This is a genomic window from Bradyrhizobium commune, assembly GCF_015624505.1.
GTDB classification, from domain to species: domain Bacteria; phylum Pseudomonadota; class Alphaproteobacteria; order Rhizobiales; family Xanthobacteraceae; genus Bradyrhizobium; species Bradyrhizobium commune.
In genome coordinates, this window is record NZ_CP061379.1 from 4252074 (window position 1) to 4268430 (window position 16357).

Annotated in this window: 26 protein-coding genes and 1 pseudogene; 12 read left to right on the top strand and 15 right to left on the bottom strand. The window is 62.8% G+C overall.

The features are described from left to right. The first annotated feature begins 2 nt into the window (after positions 1-2). The 6 genes and pseudogenes from IC761_RS19980 (at position 3) to IC761_RS20005 (ending at position 2564) form a co-directional block, all read left to right on the top strand. Positions 3-209, top strand: coding sequence for a DUF2188 domain-containing protein (locus IC761_RS19980; RefSeq protein ID WP_195798360.1), 207 nt, complete (start codon positions 3-5; stop codon positions 207-209). 61 nt (positions 210-270) lie between these two features. Continuing rightward, entirely contained in the window at positions 271-1056 is a 786-nt protein-coding gene (locus IC761_RS19985; RefSeq protein ID WP_195798361.1) for an ImmA/IrrE family metallo-endopeptidase, read from the top strand. A 38-nt stretch (positions 1057-1094) separates the two neighbouring features. Beyond that, the gene (locus tag IC761_RS19990) at positions 1095-1340 is read left to right on the top strand and encodes a DUF4160 domain-containing protein (RefSeq protein WP_195798362.1); all 246 of its coding nucleotides are present in this window, start codon (positions 1095-1097) and stop codon (positions 1338-1340) included. Then, positions 1321-1563 (top strand): annotated as a pseudogene (locus IC761_RS19995) (DUF2442 domain-containing protein); the annotation flags it as partial. The gene IC761_RS19990 and the pseudogene IC761_RS19995, both read left to right, overlap by 20 nt. Positions 1564-1623: 60 nt before the next feature. Beyond that, on the top strand, positions 1624-1812 hold the full coding sequence (locus IC761_RS20000) for a DUF2188 domain-containing protein (RefSeq protein ID WP_246791572.1): 189 nt from the start codon (positions 1624-1626) through the stop codon (positions 1810-1812). A gap of 236 nt (positions 1813-2048) precedes the next feature. Further along, complete coding sequence (locus IC761_RS20005) at positions 2049-2564, top strand: ParB N-terminal domain-containing protein (RefSeq protein WP_195804716.1); 516 nt, start codon at positions 2049-2051, stop codon at positions 2562-2564. A gap of 72 nt (positions 2565-2636) precedes the next feature. Here IC761_RS20005 and IC761_RS20010 read toward each other — a convergent pair whose 3' ends face one another. The 7 genes from IC761_RS20010 to IC761_RS20040 all read right to left on the bottom strand — a co-directional run bounded on the left by IC761_RS20010 (position 2637) and on the right by IC761_RS20040 (position 7568). Next, on the bottom strand, positions 2637-3407 hold the full coding sequence (locus IC761_RS20010) for a hypothetical protein (protein WP_195798363.1): 771 nt from the start codon (positions 3405-3407) through the stop codon (positions 2637-2639). Positions 3408-3561: 154 nt separating this feature from the next. Further along, a complete protein-coding gene (mazF, locus tag IC761_RS20015) occupies positions 3562-3915 on the bottom strand; it encodes an endoribonuclease MazF (protein WP_246791282.1) in 354 nt (117 codons plus the stop codon). After that, positions 3896-4150 (bottom strand): AbrB/MazE/SpoVT family DNA-binding domain-containing protein, encoded by a 255-nt coding sequence (locus IC761_RS20020; RefSeq protein WP_195798365.1) that lies wholly within the window; start codon positions 4148-4150, stop codon positions 3896-3898. The genes mazF and IC761_RS20020 overlap by 20 nt, the downstream gene beginning before the upstream one ends. A gap of 257 nt (positions 4151-4407) precedes the next feature. Then, on the bottom strand, positions 4408-5409 hold the full coding sequence (locus IC761_RS20025) for an acyl-CoA desaturase (RefSeq protein ID WP_195798366.1): 1002 nt from the start codon (positions 5407-5409) through the stop codon (positions 4408-4410). Between the two features lie 261 nt (positions 5410-5670). Then, positions 5671-5946 (bottom strand): hypothetical protein, encoded by a 276-nt coding sequence (locus tag IC761_RS20030; RefSeq protein WP_195798367.1) that lies wholly within the window; start codon positions 5944-5946, stop codon positions 5671-5673. Between the two features lie 191 nt (positions 5947-6137). Continuing rightward, positions 6138-6959 carry an FkbM family methyltransferase gene (locus IC761_RS20035; RefSeq protein WP_195798368.1) on the bottom strand — a complete coding sequence of 274 codons (822 nt, stop codon included), beginning with the start codon at positions 6957-6959 and terminating at the stop codon, positions 6138-6140. A gap of 210 nt (positions 6960-7169) precedes the next feature. After that, positions 7170-7568, bottom strand: a complete 399-nt coding sequence (locus IC761_RS20040) for a VOC family protein (RefSeq protein ID WP_195798369.1) — start codon at positions 7566-7568, stop codon at positions 7170-7172. 105 nt (positions 7569-7673) lie between these two features. Here IC761_RS20040 and IC761_RS20045 point away from each other — a divergent pair, with 105 nt between their 5' ends. Both IC761_RS20045 and IC761_RS20050 read left to right on the top strand, forming a co-directional pair. Continuing rightward, on the top strand, positions 7674-7943 hold the full coding sequence (locus IC761_RS20045; protein ID WP_195798370.1) for a hypothetical protein: 270 nt from the start codon (positions 7674-7676) through the stop codon (positions 7941-7943). Between the two features lie 165 nt (positions 7944-8108). Then, complete coding sequence (locus IC761_RS20050; protein WP_195798371.1) at positions 8109-8354, top strand: hypothetical protein; 246 nt, start codon at positions 8109-8111, stop codon at positions 8352-8354. Positions 8355-8382: 28 nt separating this feature from the next. On the opposite strand, the gene IC761_RS20055 is transcribed toward IC761_RS20050, so the two are convergent. Continuing rightward, a complete protein-coding gene (locus tag IC761_RS20055; RefSeq protein ID WP_195798372.1) occupies positions 8383-9303 on the bottom strand; it encodes a DMT family transporter in 921 nt (306 codons plus the stop codon). Positions 9304-9393: 90 nt separating this feature from the next. Then, positions 9394-9540 carry a hypothetical protein gene (locus IC761_RS20060; RefSeq protein WP_195798373.1) on the bottom strand — a complete coding sequence of 49 codons (147 nt, stop codon included), beginning with the start codon at positions 9538-9540 and terminating at the stop codon, positions 9394-9396. Positions 9541-10003: 463 nt separating this feature from the next. Between IC761_RS20060 and IC761_RS20065 the strand changes: the two genes are divergently transcribed. Further along, complete coding sequence (locus tag IC761_RS20065; protein ID WP_195798374.1) at positions 10004-11320, top strand: hypothetical protein; 1317 nt, start codon at positions 10004-10006, stop codon at positions 11318-11320. Positions 11321-11324: 4 nt separating this feature from the next. Here the strand turns inward: IC761_RS20065 and pdxY are convergent, their stop codons facing one another. Both pdxY and IC761_RS20075 read right to left on the bottom strand, forming a co-directional pair. After that, positions 11325-12137: a pyridoxal kinase gene (gene pdxY / locus IC761_RS20070; protein WP_195798375.1), complete on the bottom strand. Its 813-nt coding sequence runs from the start codon at positions 12135-12137 to the stop codon at positions 11325-11327. A gap of 16 nt (positions 12138-12153) precedes the next feature. Next, complete coding sequence (locus IC761_RS20075) at positions 12154-12819, bottom strand: FMN-binding negative transcriptional regulator (protein ID WP_195798376.1); 666 nt, start codon at positions 12817-12819, stop codon at positions 12154-12156. A gap of 175 nt (positions 12820-12994) precedes the next feature. Here IC761_RS20075 and IC761_RS20080 point away from each other — a divergent pair, with 175 nt between their 5' ends. After that, the gene (locus IC761_RS20080; protein ID WP_195798377.1) at positions 12995-13339 is read left to right on the top strand and encodes a DMT family transporter; all 345 of its coding nucleotides are present in this window, start codon (positions 12995-12997) and stop codon (positions 13337-13339) included. Continuing rightward, complete coding sequence (locus tag IC761_RS20085) at positions 13339-13908, top strand: TetR family transcriptional regulator (RefSeq protein WP_195798378.1); 570 nt, start codon at positions 13339-13341, stop codon at positions 13906-13908. Before IC761_RS20080 ends, IC761_RS20085 begins: the two co-directional genes overlap by 1 nt. A 12-nt stretch (positions 13909-13920) precedes the next feature. On the opposite strand, the gene IC761_RS20090 is transcribed toward IC761_RS20085, so the two are convergent. Together IC761_RS20090 and IC761_RS20095 are read right to left on the bottom strand one after the other, a co-directional pair. Further along, positions 13921-14241: a hypothetical protein gene (locus IC761_RS20090; RefSeq protein ID WP_195804717.1), complete on the bottom strand. Its 321-nt coding sequence runs from the start codon at positions 14239-14241 to the stop codon at positions 13921-13923. A 73-nt stretch (positions 14242-14314) separates the two neighbouring features. Beyond that, complete coding sequence (locus IC761_RS20095) at positions 14315-14494, bottom strand: hypothetical protein (RefSeq protein WP_195798379.1); 180 nt, start codon at positions 14492-14494, stop codon at positions 14315-14317. A 146-nt stretch (positions 14495-14640) separates the two neighbouring features. Here IC761_RS20095 and IC761_RS20100 point away from each other — a divergent pair, with 146 nt between their 5' ends. After that, positions 14641-14904, top strand: coding sequence for a DUF3551 domain-containing protein (locus tag IC761_RS20100; protein WP_195798380.1), 264 nt, complete (start codon positions 14641-14643; stop codon positions 14902-14904). 14 nt (positions 14905-14918) lie between these two features. On the opposite strand, the gene IC761_RS20105 is transcribed toward IC761_RS20100, so the two are convergent. Together IC761_RS20105 and IC761_RS20110 are read right to left on the bottom strand one after the other, a co-directional pair. Next, positions 14919-15197 (bottom strand): hypothetical protein, encoded by a 279-nt coding sequence (locus IC761_RS20105; RefSeq protein WP_195798381.1) that lies wholly within the window; start codon positions 15195-15197, stop codon positions 14919-14921. A gap of 165 nt (positions 15198-15362) precedes the next feature. After that, complete coding sequence (locus IC761_RS20110; protein ID WP_195798382.1) at positions 15363-16337, bottom strand: SH3 domain-containing protein; 975 nt, start codon at positions 16335-16337, stop codon at positions 15363-15365. Between the last annotated feature and the right edge of the window lie 20 nt (positions 16338-16357).

The following is a 16357-nucleotide window of genomic DNA, read 5'->3' on the forward strand; positions in this document are numbered from 1 at the left end:
AGATGAAAGACAAACGCATCTACGTCGAGCGGCGCGATGAAGGCGATTACGCTGTTCGTCGAGCCAATTCTGAGCGCGCGAGCGACGTGCTACCCACACAGCGCGAGGCAATAGAACGCGCAAAGGAGCTTAGTCCAGGCTCTCGGCCTCATGTCGAGCGAGTGCGCAACACCAATATCGGCTCGCCAGACAAGTGGCGTAAGGCCTGACGCACTCACATATTGATCGCGGGAGAACAAGCAGGCGGGGGAATTAAAACGGGGCAAGATCATGTCAAGCGACGATTATTTTGTGGACCCGCTTAGCGATTCTGAGGTGCAGGCTTATGCCAAACGGGCTCGCATCTTCTTAGGACTGGGCGATGCCAGACGCGTCGACCCGCTGATCTTGGAGGGCGTCGACAAAATTTGGACTGTCCAAGGAGTGAAGTCATTTCGCCTCGAGGTAGTTGCTGACGAAGCGCTTCCACATGATGTTGGCCTCACAACTTACGATGGAACTAAAATCCTAGTCCAAATACCGCGTCGCATACGGCACGACGCCTATCTAGGCGATGGCTTCGCTCGATACACCGTTACCCACGAACTCGGACACGCCACTCTCCACCTAAATAAGCTCATGTCCGGAGCAGCCATGCCGCGCCGCGGATCAGGCAACAAAAGATCCGACTGGATTCCGAAATTTAAATCTGCCGAACGCCAAGCGATGACTTTTGGAGGAGCGTTCCTCATCAACGACAAAATTGGCCGCGGCCTCACTTCGCCTGAAGCGATATCTATTGAGTTCGGTCTCAGCCTTCAGGCGGCGCATATTTATTTCGAACAGGTACAGGAGGAGATTGCTCGTCCTGAAGCTTCTGGTCGCATACGCCAAATGGCCGATCAGGTTCGTGCCGCCCTTGTACCGACATCATCGTCTGTCGCTACCCCATCATTTCTCAACGAAATCTGTTCGTGTTGTGGCCAACAAAAGCTCTTCCCGGTCGGCAACAAATATATGTGCCAAGGCTGCGACGCAATCTACGATCGTTTTCAGGACGGCGATCAGGTACAATAGGCCCAGCAAATTGAACCGACTAGGACCTTGAGGGAGAAATGCCAGTTGTCCTACGTCGTGACGGCCTCAAGTATTTTTTCTATTCAAACGAAGGTCAGCCCCCCGAACTGCCACACGTTCACGTTAGGGGCGGCGGGAAGGATGCAAAGGTTTGGCTTGAGCCCGAGGTGCTCGTAGAAGACAGTTACGGCTTCAATCCCCGCGAACTTTCTAATATTCTCAGAACCGTCTTGGACAACCGAGAACTCCTCCTAAGAGCATGGAATGACCGTTTCGGCAACTAAAGTGTCCTTTGATCAACATACGATGACCGTCGATCTGAGTGACGGTCGAACGTTGCGCGTACCGCTAGCATGGTTTCCGCGTCTACTTCGTGCGAAGCCCGCTCAACGTGCACAAGTCGAGCTGAGCCGTCTTGGCTTACACTGGGAGCACCTGGACGAAGACATCTCCATATCCGGTCTGCTAGCGGGCCGAGGCGACATCACGAAACGAACGGATGAGAGCACAAGCAAGCCGCAGACCGAGAGAAAAGCGAAGCAGGTATCAAGCAACAAGCATGTCTACATCGAACGGCGACCGGAAGGTGATTATGCGGTAAGACGTGCCAATTCGGAACGGGCTAGCGATGTGTTGCCTACTCAACGTCAGGCTATTGAGCGAGCCCGAGAACTAAGTCCGGATGGAAGATTGCACGTTGAACGCGTACGTAAGACCTCCGAGGGCACCCCTGATAGGTGGCGCAAGCTTAAGTGAAATTCGGGTGCACTTAACTCTCTGGCCGAGCCTCACCCTCGGAAATTACGGTGCCAACACACTAACTTCCCTCGCTATCGCCGGATCGGCTACTTCGGCTAACTTTCGCATGCGCCCCCTGATCAAGTGCACACCGCCTTCCTCCGAATTACCTTTGCGGTCGAGCCCTTCCCTCCTAAACTCCCGACCTCACCGGCATGGGTTCCGACGGGCCCGGTAGAAGCGGAGTTAAAGTTATGCCCAAACCGGAAAGCTTCCCGATCGAGAAGATCTTCGTTCCCACGAAGCAGAAGAAAGCTATCAAGCCCGAGATCGTCGGGGAGATCGCGGAAAGCATTCTGGACATCGGACAACAGGCCCCCATTTCCGTTCGGCTCGACGGAGACCGGCTCGTTCTGGTCGAGGGATTGCACCGGCTCGAAGCCTGCAAGGCGCTCGGCGAGACAACCATTACCGGCGTCCTGGTCCGGGCCGAGTTTGCTCAACACAAGCCGCAGCTCGCCGACCGACCCGAAGTCGAGGCAGAGCGCATCAAGATGGCGAGATTGAAACAGTTGCGCCTGGAGAAGGAAGCCGCGGAGGCATCGACTTCTGCCTTGAAGAGCGTCAACGCAACGGAAGCGCTGCGCGCCCGTCCGGCGAAAGGCGCCCGCGACAATCCGAAGGCATCACCGGGCCAGACTGCGAGATCGGCGCCGAAAACATTGTCGGCCTGGATCACGCAGCAAAAGGGCAGCGGCGGCCGCTATTGATGGCCGGAATTACGGATTACGGAGACAATGCAGTTAAATGGCTGCGTTCCGCGGCACCGCGCCAAGCTTTATTCAGCGATCGGCAAAGTCTCTATTGGATGTGAAGATGGTCTTTGCCGCCTTGACCAGAACCCACTGCCCCACCTCCATCTGCTCGAACATCGAGCTTCGCGTCTCGCCGCGCCTGGGCACGTTGTAGCGGAAACTACCGGAGTGCCTGAACGACAGCTCCGGAGAGAGTTCCTTGCGCACGCGATACTGGACATCGGGCGTGACGACGGCAAACAGGATGCAGAGATGCAGCTTCATCTCGAAGTCAGCCGGCGTGCTCATGGTCTGCAACGACAGTTCCACCCCGTCATCGGGATCGGGTGAGGCATCCGGCGTCACCAGATGAACCGATTTGACGATCGTCTCTCGGGGGGCGATGGTGAACGGCTTGATGTCGTAGGCCGCCGAGCTTGCTGTGCCACCGTGCTCGCAGCTGACCTTCTCATCGGGGGCCGCCCCGGGAAAATTGCGGTTGATATACAGGCTTATCGCCGTAATCGCCGCACTGCGATTGCCCGCATTCGAGAAGGTCATGTCGTGCTTGGCCAGCAGCTTGACCTTATCCGCCAGCGGTTCGTGCCACATCATCGGATGGTGCGCGACCACGACGCGAACGTCGTCGAGTTCGCGGAACGAGCTCAGGTAGGTTGTCGTCGCCGACATCAGGAAGGCGGCCGTCGAGGTGGATACGACCAAAACGTCCTTGAGCGGAAAGCCGCCCTTGCCGCCGCTTCGACGCGCTTCGTCGCGCCGCTTGTTCTCCTCGAAAACCTGCCATGGTTCCCGCGCCACTCCGCCACCCCCACCTATTTGCTCGCAGCGTGATCCGCGCTCCAGCCGAGTGTCAAGGGATGAAAGAGCTAGCCTTGCCGCGGCGCCAACGCGAATGAAGCGGCAGTTTCGGCGCCTTGCGACGCATCACGACAATCAAATGACGTCGGTACGTTCACTCTATTCCGAGCAACGCAGCCAACCGTTCGCGGACCTCGGTGAGCAGCGCGTCGGGCGCCCGTCCGGCGGGCATGATCGGTCGTTTCTCCCAGGAAATGCTCCGGGGCTGGTCTGCAAGCACGACGCCACGAACGCTTGCGCCCTCGGGCAGGACGGCTTCGAATGGATAGCCGCGGACGCGACTGGTGATCGGGCAGATCACGCACAGGCCGGCGACCGCATTGTAGCTCCGCGGCGACACGACGATGGCGGGTCGCCGGCCGCTCTGTTCGTGTCCGAGCGTCGGATCCAGATCGATCCAGATGACGTCCCCGGCCTCGGGACAATAGTCACCAGGCTTCGCTGCCAACGGCCGGCCCCCAATCGGTCTCGTCATGACGGTTGGCCGGCGTGATCCCCGCGACCAGATCGTCCAGCGCATAGCGACGCTTGCGCCGCTGCGGCCGCGCGATCTCGATGACCAGCTTGCCGTCGCTCACGGTCATCTCCGCGGCCTTGCCGTCGCGGGCCCCGATCTCGTCGGCGAACGCTTTCGGCACGCGCAGCGCAAGGCTGTTGCCCCATTTCTGAAATGCGACCTTCATCCGCGACCTCCGCCATTGATGATACAATGTAGATACATCGCTGGCACGCGTCAATGGATGGAATCACGACGACAGTCTACGGCAGGTTCCCGAGATCGCCTGCGCGCCCCGAACGCGATGAAGCGGCAGTTTCAGCGGCTAGCGGCGGATGACGGAAGCGAGCTCTTAGCCCGGATGGAGCGAAGCGAAATCCGGGACCCCTGCATTCTGGTAACATCCCGGATTGCGCTTTGCTCCATCCGGGCTGCAGGCAGCCGTCAGACCGTAGCTTCCGTTTCTGGCGCCGAAGCTTTTGCGCCGTCCCCGGAGCTTTGGGTCCGGCTTCGGGCCGAAAAAATGTCGTGCACGAGCCCCAGCTTGCCGAGCCCGAGAATGATCAGGCCGTTGACATCGATCTCGTACCAGGCGTGCGAAATGTAGGCGTCGCGCGGAAACCGGTGATGGTTGTTGTGCAGGCCCTCGCCGAAGGTGAGGATCGTGGTCACGAGCTCGTTGGTCGTGCCGTCATTGCTGTCGAAGCGGCGGTAGCCCCAGCGACCGTCGCTGTGGCAGACCGAGTTCACCAGCGAGGTCGCCATGGTCATGATGTAGCTGCGGAACAGGCCGGAGAACAGGATGCAGCCGATCATCGTGTGCACGCCGCCAAAGGCGTAGCCGATCGCGCCCGGAATGATCACCGCCGAGAGCGCGTACCAGTACCAGCGCGTCCGGGTGAAGTACATGGAGATCGGGTCGGCCAGAATATCCCGGGCGTAGTATTCGCCATCGGTGGTCGCCTGGTCCCACACCCAGCCGCCCTGCGCATGCATCATTCCCTTGGCGAAGCTGGCAAAGCGGTTGCCGGCGCCGTCATAATAAGGGCTGTGGACGTCGCCGGGCTTGTCGGAGTGAAGATGGTGGCGGCGATGGTTGCTCACCCACTTCAAAATCGAGCCCTGCACCGCCAGCGTGGCGATCGCGGCGAAGATCGTCCGCATCACCGGACCGCAGCGGAAGCTGCGATGCACGAAATAGCGATGCATGAAGCCGATCCCGACCGTGGTCAGCAAAAACATGCCGACGAAGACCGCAACCTCGACCCGGCCGATGCCTTGCCAGAAGGCCCAGATCAGCGCCGCGATCGAGCCGCCGATCATGAAGCCGAACGCGATATAGGAATCGAGAAATTTGGCGTCGACCACCGGGCCTTCAAGCAGCACGCCCGGCGGCATTTTCCGGTCCGCACCTTCGTCCGACGCCACGCCCTGCACTACGGTCATTCCAACTGGTCCATTTACGCAAAATTAACCCTTCTGCAGCGCAACGTACAGATGTGGGCGATTTTGAGCAAGGACCGGGAGGCACTGCGGCGATCACCTCGTCGCAAGCAACATTTCAGGGTTAACGCGATGAAGCGGCGATTTCAGTGCGTAGCCCGGATGGAGCGAAGCGAAATCCGGGACCGCTGTGTCTCGTGGCAACATTCCCGGATTGCGCTTCGCTCCATCCGGGCTACAGGCCCCAATCAGTTCCGGCGGCCTTCACCACCAATACGGCCAGCGCCACCCCTCATAGCGGACCCACGACGACACCAGCGGCGGGCCATAGGGATCGACCCGGTCGTCCTCGGGGCGGTAACGATAGCGTGGGACGACATTATAGTCCCACGGCGTCGGCCTGATCACGGGGACATCCACCCTCAGCCGGGATTCAGGAACGATATGCGCCTTCCGCGTCCGGGCTTCAGCGCTGCACGTCCCGAGGTTGCCCAGCACCAGGGCGGTTCCGAGCGCGCACGCGACGGTTATGATCTTCATGCGTTGGTCTCCTTGCCAAGAGAGTGCAAAAGGACTCTCACCAAGGCAAGCGAATTCGCGCTCTCGTTTTCCGCTGATCTTGTAGGGTGGGCAAAGCGAAATGTGCCCACCATCAGTGTCGCAATCGTCGAGAAATGGTGGGCACGGCGCAAGTGCGCCTTTGCCCACCCTACGCAGCTGATCCGTTTTCGTCACGCCGCGTGCGGCTGGCCGGCATCCTGCGGTGCGCTGATCTCCTTCCAGCCCGCATCGCTCTGATGGACGGCGAGGACGTTGATGCCGAGCACCATGGACTGATAGCCATGGTCCTCGAGCCAATGCGCAAGCTTCCTGTCATCGGTCTTGATCTTTTCGATCAACAGGATCGGGCGGTGTTTCTTGATCGTCTTTCGCGCGCCGCTGAGGGCCTCGAGCTCCATGCCCTCGATGTCGATCTTGATGAAATCGACGCGCGGCAGATTGAGCTCGTCCAGGGTCATTTTCCGGATCTGGACGGTGTTTTCCGTGTAGCTGATCGATTGGCCGATGAATTCGTTGCCCGGGCGCGGCCGCAGTTCCAGGCTGCCGAAGCTCGACGGCGCAAAATAATTCGGATTTGGAATTTGCATGGTGCCGGATTCGGAGGACACCGCCGCATGCACCGCCATCGCATTGAAGCAGTTGTTGATGGCGATGTTGCCGGCGAGCGCATAGTAGATCCGTTCCTGGGCCTCGATCGCGATCACCGAACCCCAGCCCGTCATCACTGATGCCCATTCGATCGTGTGCACACCGATATTGGCGCCACAGTCGATCGCGATCACGCCGTCGCCGTGGTGCCGCCGCCGCAACTCCAGCAGTTCGAGCGCGATCTTGACTTCGGTCGGATCGAACGCGGCCTTTTCGAGGATCTGAAACCCGACGCCATAGCCGCGGTCAGGACCGACCATGCAATAGTCGAAGCGATTGACGATCATCGTTCCGTGGTTGGACGCGGCCAGGACAAAGGCCAGCTTTTGCCCCGCGATCGGCATGGTGGAATCTCCTCTCAGCCAGAGTGAGATGCCACTATCGCAATGTGCGCTTATGCGAAGCTTGTCCCGGCATCAGCCTCCAACCGCCGCCTCTGCCGACGATGCCATCATGCTCCTGTTTTGCCCGACGGAGCAACCATTATTCGATATTCCCGAACCGGCAAGAATCCGCAGCGATTTCTACTGTGCATGGGGTTGTTTTCGACTTTTTTATCGGACCAGTGCGTCATACCCCTCCCGGCTGAATGCCAGCAGACAAAACCCGTGCCCGAACGGATCGGCCAGCATCGCGATCCGGCCATAAGGCGCATCGCGCGCCGGCGCTTCCAGCACCGCGCCGGCGCGAAGCGCGCGTTCGACGGCGGCATCGACATCGTCGACGACGACGTCGAGATGCAGCGGCGTCCAGTGGCGGTCGTAGCGGCGGGGATCGTTGCCGGCACCTAATGTGCCGGCCTGCTTGGTCAGGAGATAGACCGGCGCCGGCCAACCCAGCAGCTCGACGACGTCGGTGCCGAAGCGGCGGCCGACCGTGAGCCCGAAGGCTGCGCCATAGAAGCGCGTGGCCGCCTCCACGTCGGGGACATCGACGTTGAGCAGGACTGTCATGAATGCTTCTCGTCGCGGAACCGCAGCAAGTCTAGCATTCGTGTGCTAAGCTGTCCGCCAATCACCGGTCAGCCCAAGGGGCCATCGGCATGAAGGAGCAAGCGCATGATCCGGCACCTTACACGTCTCCTCCTCGCCCTCACTGTTCCTGCGCTTCTGCTCGGGGCCGGCAGCGCCAACGCCGACGGCTTCTGCGGCACCGGCTGCCACGCCACCATTTTCGGCGCCTGCGTGGCCGACGGCTGGGGCACGGGCGCACGCGTCTGGAATGAATGCCCGGCGACGTCGCGCGCACGCCCGCCTTGCGGCGGCCGGGACTATGTCTGGAGCGCGCGCAAGAAAGCGTGCTTCCCGAGAGCGAGCGACTGGAGCTGACGGCCCGGCTGCGCGGCTGGGGTCGAAAAGGCCGCCCAAGGCATCGCCGAGCGATTGCGACGCGCGTGTGAACGCGAGGGCGCCGGACCGGGCTGGCGGCCGCTGTGAAATTCGTCCTAAGCTGGCCGAGTGAGGAAGACGTTACCGGGCAACGAGGGGGGTCCCATGTCGAAGAAGCCGTCAGTCGATCACGACTACCATCCGAAAAAAGATCGCCTCGAGATCACGATCAAGCATTACGCCCTGAAGAAAAAGTCGGATCGGGAATCCCTGATCAAGCACATCCTTGGCAGGCTCGAGAAGGCGCCGGCACTGGCGAAGGCGACCGTGAAGAAAGCAAAGAAGGCGAAGCGCGGCAGCTTACCGAAATCCCCGATCAAGGCATCGAAGCTGGTCGAGGTCGGCGACTGACTGTAGCAACCACCGGGACGCGGGCGATCTAGCGCTGCCGCTGCGCCAGATAGAACCCGCACAGCACCGTCACGAGGCCCGCGGCCTGCAATCCCGTCGGCTGCTCGCCGAGCAGCAGCCAGGCAGTAAGCAGCGTCAGCGCCGGCACGATCGCGGGGAATACGGCCGCGCGCGCAACGCCGAGGCGCTGCACCGAGACAGCGAAGAGATAGAGCGCGGCGGGGCCCGCGAGCACGCCCTGCGCCAGTGCCTGGATCGCGTTCTCGCTAAGGCCGATCGCCGCGATGCGCGCCAGGCCGCCGGTTGCGAAATAGATCGGCATCAGCAGCAGCGACAGCACGTTGATGACGAGCGCGGCCGACACGGCGGAGACGCGCCAGTGGCGCAGCAGCGCGCCGAAGCCTGCGAACATGAAGCCGGTGAGGACGAAGATCAGGTCGCCCTGCACACCGTCGGCCCCGATATGGCCAATTGATTCCACGCCGATGACGCAAAGCCCGCCGACGATGACGAGCGCGCCGGCGAACCGCGAGAGCGAGATGTGCTCTTTGAGGAACACCGCCGCAAGCAGCAGGCCGCCGAGCGTCGCAGAGGACGGCTGGATCACGCTGCCGTGGCCGAGCGGCACGAACAGGAAACCGGTGTAGGAGATCAGCGACATCACGGGGCCGCCGAGCACCATCAGCGCAAGGCCCCTGCCCCAGCCGATGCCGCAGAGATCCGAGACACCGGCGCGCAGCACCAGCGGCAGGAAGGCGATGCCGGACCAGACATAGCGATGCACGAGCAGATCGACCGGCGTGAAGCCGACCTTCAGCCCGTGCCGCGTGCCGGCAAAGCCCAGCGCCCAGAACAGCGCAGCCGACAGGCCGCAGACGACGCCAAGGAGCGCCGGCGCAGCATCGTGCTTTTGAGTGAGAGCGTCAGCGCCGCTCGTTCGCTGATCCATGGGCAAGCGTTACGCCCGCGCGCGCTGCGGCTCAACCCTTGCGGCTGCAAGGCTGGCACGCGGCAACGGATGCGGATGACGCGAGACCGCTCAGAAAAACCCCGGGCTCAGATCGAGTCCATAGGTCAGGCTCAGCACGAACACGAACAATGCGGCTGCGGCGAACAACGCCATATGCCTGAGGATGAACGCGCGCGGCGATGTGGTCGCAATGACGGCTTTCTGCGCAACAGGCATGACGCCTCCAGTATGAAAATCAATTCTTGGCCGCCCAATATGCGGCGGCCGCATCAAGCACCGGGATCCGCAAAGCAACTATTAAGAAGATCACACTCGTTTTGAACGGCCGTACATGATCGGCCCGTCGCGGCGAAATTTTTGCCGCGAGCGTCTCAATCAGCGCATTGATTCACGCGCGGAGCTGACAACTCCGATCGTAAACCAGCCCCTTCGGTATTTCGGATTTATGGTATCGACAACGGCAAGAAACCCGGCGTGCACGGCCGGGGCGGATCCTTGCCTGTGTTTCCCGCCTGCCGGCTACCGGGAACCCGCGTTGCATTCGGGCAACACTCCCCTGAAAAGCCCCTTTTTAGACATTTACGCCATTGCACCGCCACATCCTCCTCCGAACAATTGACGCGCCGCGTGCTTGGCTGTGCAAACTTGGTTCGCCCACGAACCCTTGGAGGCAGGGATCATGAATGATCGGCGGTCTCTTCTTGTGGCGGTCTCATGCCCCTCGGCCGTGATGGTCGGCTGGCTGGCGCTCTCTTTGTCGGCCTATGCGCCGGCCCTGATCGAGAACAGCGGCGCCAATGCGGCCGCTGTCTCGCGCGCGAAAGATCTCACCCGGCTTGAGCTTGCCGATATCCCGCGTGCCGCGACCATCGATGATGGCATCGCGCTGACCGCCGAGATCGCGGCTGCTGCTGCGGCGACACCGAGCGTGGCGAGCGTTGAGCCGGCCGCGACCGAACCACCCGCTCCCGTCATCCAGCTCGCCTCGGCCGATCCGACGGATATGCTGCCGCCGGCTGCGCCCGCGCCTCAGATCTCGCCCGTGCCCGCTCCCATCGCCAGCGAACCCGCTCCTGTCACGAGCGAAGCTGCGCCCGCAGCCGGGCCCACGATAAAACTCGCATCTGCCGATCCCGGCGACGTCGTGCCGGAGGAAACGCTCTCGCCCGCGACGATCGCGACCGGCCCCGTTGCCGAGAGCAAGGCGTCGCCGTCCGCCGACACCGTCGCCGTGCTCGACGAATGCTACGTCATGGATGCCTGCATCGACCGCTATCTCTGGGCGCTCTATCAGCGCACACCGAAGGAAGACTCGATCAAGGTCGAGGACCGTCGCGCCGTCACCGTCAAGCGCAAGGGCAAGATGGTCACGGTGATGCGCAGCTTCACCAAGCTCGTCGATGAGGATTTCGCCTGGAAGGATCCCAAGGCCGCCGAGCACGCCAACATGGCGCTGATGGACTACGTCATCGGTGGCATGGACAAGAGTTTTAAGCAGAAGCTGTTCCGGACGCTGCTCGCCGCCGAAGCCGCCGGCCTCTCGCCCGGCATCACCAGCGCGTTCCGTGACGACTATCGCCAGGAGATTGCGAGCGGCCTGAAGGCGGCCTCCAACCGCTCCTATCACGGCGGCAGTCTTCGCGGCGGCTACGGCCACGGGCTTGCGGCCGACATCGTCAGCACCAAGGGCGACAACCGCGTGCAGCGCTGGGCCTCGACGGAAGTGCTGTGGAAGTGGGTCGATGCCAACGGCAAGGCGCTCGGCATCGGCCGGCCCTATCTCGGCCACGATCCGCCGCATGTCGGCCCGGTCGACGGACCGGAATACATCTCGAAGCGTGGCGTCGCGACGGATCGCAAGGTCGCCGCCAACGTAAAGCCGAGGAAGCAGGCGGCTGCGAGCGCAAAGCCGCCAAAGGCCCAGGCCGCGCGTGAGCAGAAGAGCCCGGCAAAGCCGCAGAAATCGGCGCAGTCCGCCGCCAAGCGGGCGACCTGAGGCGTTAGGAGTTAGGCGTCGGCAGCGGCACAAGCCGCATCTCGCTCGCCGCCGCCTCCTGCGTGCGAACCAGCACGGCAAAGATGGTCTCGACCGCAAGGCGCACGGCCGCTTCGGTCGCCGTTCCCTTGGCCAGATGCGCCGCGATCAGGCCGGCCAGGAGATCGCCGGTGCCATAGGGACGGATCGGGAGAAGCGGCGTCGCAAAGCGCGACAATCGCCCGTCGGCGCACAAGACCGTCTCCACCTGTCCCTCCGGCGTGTCCGCAAGGGTGCAGCCGGTCGCAACGATATCGATACGGCGCTGCCCCGCAATCGCAGCGGCGGCGGAGCGCAAGGCGTCGGGATCCACGACAGTCACGCCGGAGAGCAGCTCGAGCTCGAACTGGTTCGGCGTGATCATGCTCGCGGCCGGCAGCAGGCGATGCCGCACCACGTCCAGAATGCCGTCAGCGACATAGACCCGGCCGTCGTCCCCGATCACGGGATCGCAGAGATAGACGAGCTTCGCGTTCCGCGAGCGCGCCCGCTCGACGAAATCGGCGACGACGCCGGCGTTGCCGGGCGAACCGAGATAGCCAGTGACGAGGACTGTGGCCTCATCGATGAGACCGCGCTCCTCGACGCCCGTCAAGAGATCGGCGACGAGTTCGGCATCGAGCACGCGTCCGCGCATGCTGGGATAGCGCGGATGGTTGGACAGCAGCGTTGTCGGCACTGCGGCGACGTTCACGCCCGCCGCCTGGATGGCAGGAACGGCCGCGCTGTTGCCGACATGGCCGTGGACCACCTGGCTTTGAATGGAGATGACGAGCATGCAGACGTCCGTAGGATTAATCGTCGGACGACGCAAGGGTAGCCCGGACCTCATACCCGAGCCCGGGCCGTAGCGCCCGCATCCTCCGCGCCAGCCGCCGGTGTCCGCTCTCCTCCGATCGCGCCAGCTGGTCGGCGATTGCGACATGGTCGGCGTCGCTCTTGTGCTGGTTCAGCTTGGCCTGCCCCTCGACGGCATCGACCACCAGGTCGATGACGCGGATCGCGGCCAGCATGCTCTCGCGCTTGCCGGGCTCCATCTGCGCGAGATCCCAGGGCTGCTTCCGCAGCCTCGCTTCGGAAACCGCGAGGAGCGCATCGCCATGGCCGCGGTTCTCACCCGATCCGCGCAGATGCGCCACGCCGGACAGGTGCACGGCCTCGTAGAGCCAGGTCGAGACGTTGTCAGACGAGGCGTACCAGTCGTTGGAGATGTAGGCATCGTCGCCCGGGACGATCAGCAGAAAACGCCTGTTCCCGTCGGCAAGCTCGACCAGCGGATTCTTGGCCGTGAAATGGATCTGCACGATCGTTGTGCCATCGCGCTGATCAAGCACGAATGGCACGTGCGAGGCGCGCGGGCCATTCGCATCGGCCGCCACGATCATGCCGAAGCCTCGCCGGCCTGCGAATTCCAGCGCGCGCTGCTGCTCGATGTGGAACTGGGGACGAAGAACATGCATGGCACGGTGCTCGATTTGCCGGACGGGGACAGGACGAGGCTAACGAGTTGTCGCGGCTTCGTCACGCCCGAGTGATATGCCCCGAAGACATGGCAAGCGCACCGAAAAGCCATGATTCGCTCGTCTAACATACCTACCGCGCGGTATCTTTCCAGCACACGATCCGAGCCGACCCATGACGCCCGCCTTCAATGCCTATGCAGCGCTCGCCCTCGCCATCGTGTTCGAGGTGACGGCGTCCGCCTTCCTCCAGCAGTCGGCGCAGTTCACGCGGCCCTGGCCGACGCTGGCGATGGTGCTGTTCTATGTCGCCTCGTTCTACGCGCTGTCGGTGGCGATTCGGGTCATTCCCCTGAGCATTGCCTATGCGATCTGGGGCGGGGTCGGCATCATCCTGACCGTCACCGTCTCCTTCGTGCTGTTCCGCCAGATGCTGGATGCCGCGGCCTTCGTCGGCATCGCGCTGATCGTGTCCGGGGTCGTCGTGATCAACCTGTTCTCGGAGACCACGGTGCATTGATGCCGGCGAGCGCCTATACCCGCACCAAGCAACCGGAGCAGGTGCGGCGCGCCCTGCTCGACTGCACGGCTGCCATCGCGATGGACCATGGTGTGTCCGGCGTCACGGTGCAGGCGGTAGCGGCGGCGGCCGGCGTCACCAAGGGCGGGCTGTTTCATCATTTCGGCAGCAAGCAGGCCCTGATCGAGGGCCTATTCGCCGACCTGCTCGCGCGCGTCGATGCCGAGATCGACGCCGCCATCGCAGCCGATCCCAAACCGCGCGGTAGTTTTACGCGCGCTTACGTCAACGCGGTGTTCACCGGCAAGGCTTTTGGCTTTGCCTCACCCTGGGCGGCGCTGAGCATGGTCGTCGTCACCGATCCGCCGTTACGCCGGCTCTGGAACGACTGGATGAAGGCGCGCCAGAAGCGCCACCGCGCAACTGACGGAACGCCCGATCTGCAAGTCGTGCGCCTTGCCGCCGATGGCGCCTGGCTGTCCTACGTCACGACGGGACAGACCCGGATGAGCGCCGACCTGCGCGCCGTGCACGATCGCCTGATTGCGCAGACCCATCGGCGCGCATAGCCGAGATCTGCACTACTGACTTTGCACGGGCTTGGGTGGACGCGGCTTGGATTTCGCCGACTTAGGACCAGGCTTCGTCGCAGCGCCCGGCGGCGGCGTATCGACCGACACCAGATAGGCCGCGAGGGCCTTGGCGGTGTCGGAGCCGGTCGAATAATGGTCCTGGAGGAACCAGGACAGCGTGAGGATGTAGCGCCCCTTCGCGAGCCCCCGCGGGCTGCGATGGCAGGCCGAGCACCCGTCGGCGAACAGCTTTTCGGGCGGTTTACCGGCGTCGAGATTTTGCGCGGACGCGACCGTCGCCGTCAGCGCGGCACCAGCAGCAAGAATCATCAGAGGCGCGATGACCTCGCGCCCCGGCCGGAATAGCGATGTCAATGTCGTCCCCCAAACCCCGTATTGCGGCTCACGCCGCCAGCAACTGATCGAACTCCGGCGGCGCGTAGGCCTTGCCGTCCTGATCGGTGATGACGACCTGCCACCCCTCGCTCGCCCAGACCTTTGCTTTCGCTACGATGAGCAACCGGCTCTCGCGGGCGAAACTGTACTTCTCATTGTCGCGTTCTGCGATCATTTTGTAGGCCAAATGCGCATCCCCTGGCGTTGCCCTGCACCCGTTCTCGTGGTGGCAGCGGGCTTTGGCGGCAATTCGCCGGGAGCGTGGCAATTTGGTGCCGTCCACGTCATCATTGTGCGCCGATACCGGTTCCAGCCGAGCGATGGAGGTTGATCATGCGCAGCATCATGAATGCGATTCTGCTTGTCGGGAGCTTGTTCGCCGCCGCGCCCGTGGCCGCGCAGACCTACGATCCGCGCTATCCCGTCTGCATCGAGGTCTACACCATCGACGGCAACACCATCGATTGCGGCTTCACCTCGATGGCGCAGTGCGCTGCGACCGCTTCCGGGCAATCGGCACAATGCTACGCCAACCCCTATGTCATGCAAAGCCGCCAGCCGGGCCCCGGCCCATCGCCGCCGCGACGGAACCGATAGCGCCCGCGATCCGCTCAGTGGATGCGGATGACGTGCGGGCGGCCGAGATCAATCAGACCCTGGACCGCAGAGAGGCGGTCGTCGAGAGCCGAAATGGTCAGTAATAAATTATTGCGCCGTTCGTCGAGCAAACCCATCTCGGCGCCGGACAGTTTCGTGTTGGCCCGTTCCTTGTGAATGCCATCGAGGGATTTGCGCAACCCGGCGATCAAGCCGGTCAGTTGCTTGGCCTCTTTGGTCATCGAGCGCTTCGCGACATTTTGGCGGCGCGTGTCCGCCTGGCTCTGTCTCATCTTTCATCCTCCCGTGCCCCGCCTGCCCCGAGTGGATGCAGATAGATTTCCCGACAGATGTTACAATCGATGAAATCGGCCCGTAACGAACTATCTCAAATTGTAAACGCATTGCACACAGCTTAACAAAAAGCCCGGCTCGATGGCCGGGCTTTTCGCGGAGAGCTAGCGCTTTTGATGATCGCCAGGACCGCCGGCAGGTGCGCCTCCGCCGTGCGGGGCGGCGTTGATGTGCGGCGCACCGCCACCTCCGCCCGGATGCGGCATTGCGGGCGCAGCCGCGCGCGGCGCCGGCATCTGCGCATGCGCATTCATTGGCGAACCATGGCTGACATTCGGCTGGGCTAGATGCGGCATCGTGGGCCGGGTCCCAGGTGCGGCCGATACACGCGGCGCCTCATGCACACGCGCCATGGGCTGCACGTGCGCGGCGGTGCGGCTCGCCGCACGATCGTGCATCATCCGCGCCTGAGCGTCGCGCGGGCTATGATTCTGCACATTGGCCCGTTCGTTGACGACGCGATCGTTGCGCCCGACCCGGCTCCGATCGGCGGCAACTGCGGCATCGCGCTTGGCGATCGCGGCATCGTGCCGTGCCGTCGCAGCATCGCGTCCGGAGATCGCAGCACCGCCCTTGGCGTTCGCGCCGTTGCGCTCCAATGCGATCGAAGCGTCGCGCGTCGCTGCGCGACCGATGCGGGCTGCATGCGGATCGATCGTCATCCGCGTGGCAAGGCGCTCGTGCGAGCTCCAGTAGTTATTCCAGTAAGCGTGACGCCGATACCAGGGACGCGCTTCATAGTAGCTTGACCAGTACGAGCTCAGCACGAAGGGCACGACGGGCACATCGACCTCATCGACATAGTCGGGGAGATAGACATAATGATTGCGGTAGAGATATTCGAGATATTGCGACGACACCCAGCCGCGATCATCGGAGAAGCTCACGTCGCACCAGGCATTGCCGCGCAGGCAACCATGGATGTTGACGCGGGCGCCCTCGGGGATGCGATCGACCAGGGGAAAGCCCGAACCCGGACCGGCGCGCAGGCCGGTCGAGACGGTGACGATGCCCGGCGCGGCCAGTGCGGCCGTCGGCACAAGCAGCAATGCGGCAACTAAAGCTGTTCTCAATCTCATGGCGTAGTCCTCCTCTAAGA

Excerpts from the sequence above, each read along its gene's own strand:
- IC761_RS20075 (WP_195798376.1), bottom strand. The coding sequence starts at position 12,819 with ATGCATGTTCTTCGTCCCCAGTTCCACATCGAGCAGCAGCGCGCGCTG.
- IC761_RS20060 (WP_195798373.1), bottom strand. The coding sequence starts at position 9,540 with ATGCCTGTTGCGCAGAAAGCCGTCATTGCGACCACATCGCCGCGCGCG.
- IC761_RS19980 (WP_195798360.1), top strand. The coding sequence starts at position 3 with ATGAAAGACAAACGCATCTACGTCGAGCGGCGCGATGAAGGCGATTAC.
- IC761_RS19985 (WP_195798361.1), top strand. The coding sequence starts at position 271 with ATGTCAAGCGACGATTATTTTGTGGACCCGCTTAGCGATTCTGAGGTG.
- IC761_RS20025 (WP_195798366.1), bottom strand. The coding sequence starts at position 5,409 with ATGACCGTAGTGCAGGGCGTGGCGTCGGACGAAGGTGCGGACCGGAAA.
- IC761_RS20065 (WP_195798374.1), top strand. The coding sequence starts at position 10,004 with ATGAATGATCGGCGGTCTCTTCTTGTGGCGGTCTCATGCCCCTCGGCC.
- IC761_RS20055 (WP_195798372.1), bottom strand. The coding sequence starts at position 9,303 with ATGGATCAGCGAACGAGCGGCGCTGACGCTCTCACTCAAAAGCACGAT.
- IC761_RS20020 (WP_195798365.1), bottom strand. The coding sequence starts at position 4,150 with ATGAAGGTCGCATTTCAGAAATGGGGCAACAGCCTTGCGCTGCGCGTG.
- IC761_RS20105 (WP_195798381.1), bottom strand. The coding sequence starts at position 15,197 with ATGAGACAGAGCCAGGCGGACACGCGCCGCCAAAATGTCGCGAAGCGC.
- IC761_RS20050 (WP_195798371.1), top strand. The coding sequence starts at position 8,109 with ATGTCGAAGAAGCCGTCAGTCGATCACGACTACCATCCGAAAAAAGAT.
- IC761_RS20045 (WP_195798370.1), top strand. The coding sequence starts at position 7,674 with ATGATCCGGCACCTTACACGTCTCCTCCTCGCCCTCACTGTTCCTGCG.
- pdxY (WP_195798375.1), bottom strand. The coding sequence starts at position 12,137 with ATGCTCGTCATCTCCATTCAAAGCCAGGTGGTCCACGGCCATGTCGGC.
- IC761_RS20080 (WP_195798377.1), top strand. The coding sequence starts at position 12,995 with ATGACGCCCGCCTTCAATGCCTATGCAGCGCTCGCCCTCGCCATCGTG.
- IC761_RS20085 (WP_195798378.1), top strand. The coding sequence starts at position 13,339 with ATGCCGGCGAGCGCCTATACCCGCACCAAGCAACCGGAGCAGGTGCGG.
- IC761_RS19990 (WP_195798362.1), top strand. The coding sequence starts at position 1,095 with ATGCCAGTTGTCCTACGTCGTGACGGCCTCAAGTATTTTTTCTATTCA.
- IC761_RS20100 (WP_195798380.1), top strand. The coding sequence starts at position 14,641 with ATGCGCAGCATCATGAATGCGATTCTGCTTGTCGGGAGCTTGTTCGCC.
- IC761_RS20030 (WP_195798367.1), bottom strand. The coding sequence starts at position 5,946 with ATGAAGATCATAACCGTCGCGTGCGCGCTCGGAACCGCCCTGGTGCTG.
- IC761_RS20005 (WP_195804716.1), top strand. The coding sequence starts at position 2,049 with ATGCCCAAACCGGAAAGCTTCCCGATCGAGAAGATCTTCGTTCCCACG.
- IC761_RS20040 (WP_195798369.1), bottom strand. The coding sequence starts at position 7,568 with ATGACAGTCCTGCTCAACGTCGATGTCCCCGACGTGGAGGCGGCCACG.
- IC761_RS20090 (WP_195804717.1), bottom strand. The coding sequence starts at position 14,241 with ATGATTCTTGCTGCTGGTGCCGCGCTGACGGCGACGGTCGCGTCCGCG.
- IC761_RS20110 (WP_195798382.1), bottom strand. The coding sequence starts at position 16,337 with ATGAGATTGAGAACAGCTTTAGTTGCCGCATTGCTGCTTGTGCCGACG.
- IC761_RS20035 (WP_195798368.1), bottom strand. The coding sequence starts at position 6,959 with ATGCCGATCGCGGGGCAAAAGCTGGCCTTTGTCCTGGCCGCGTCCAAC.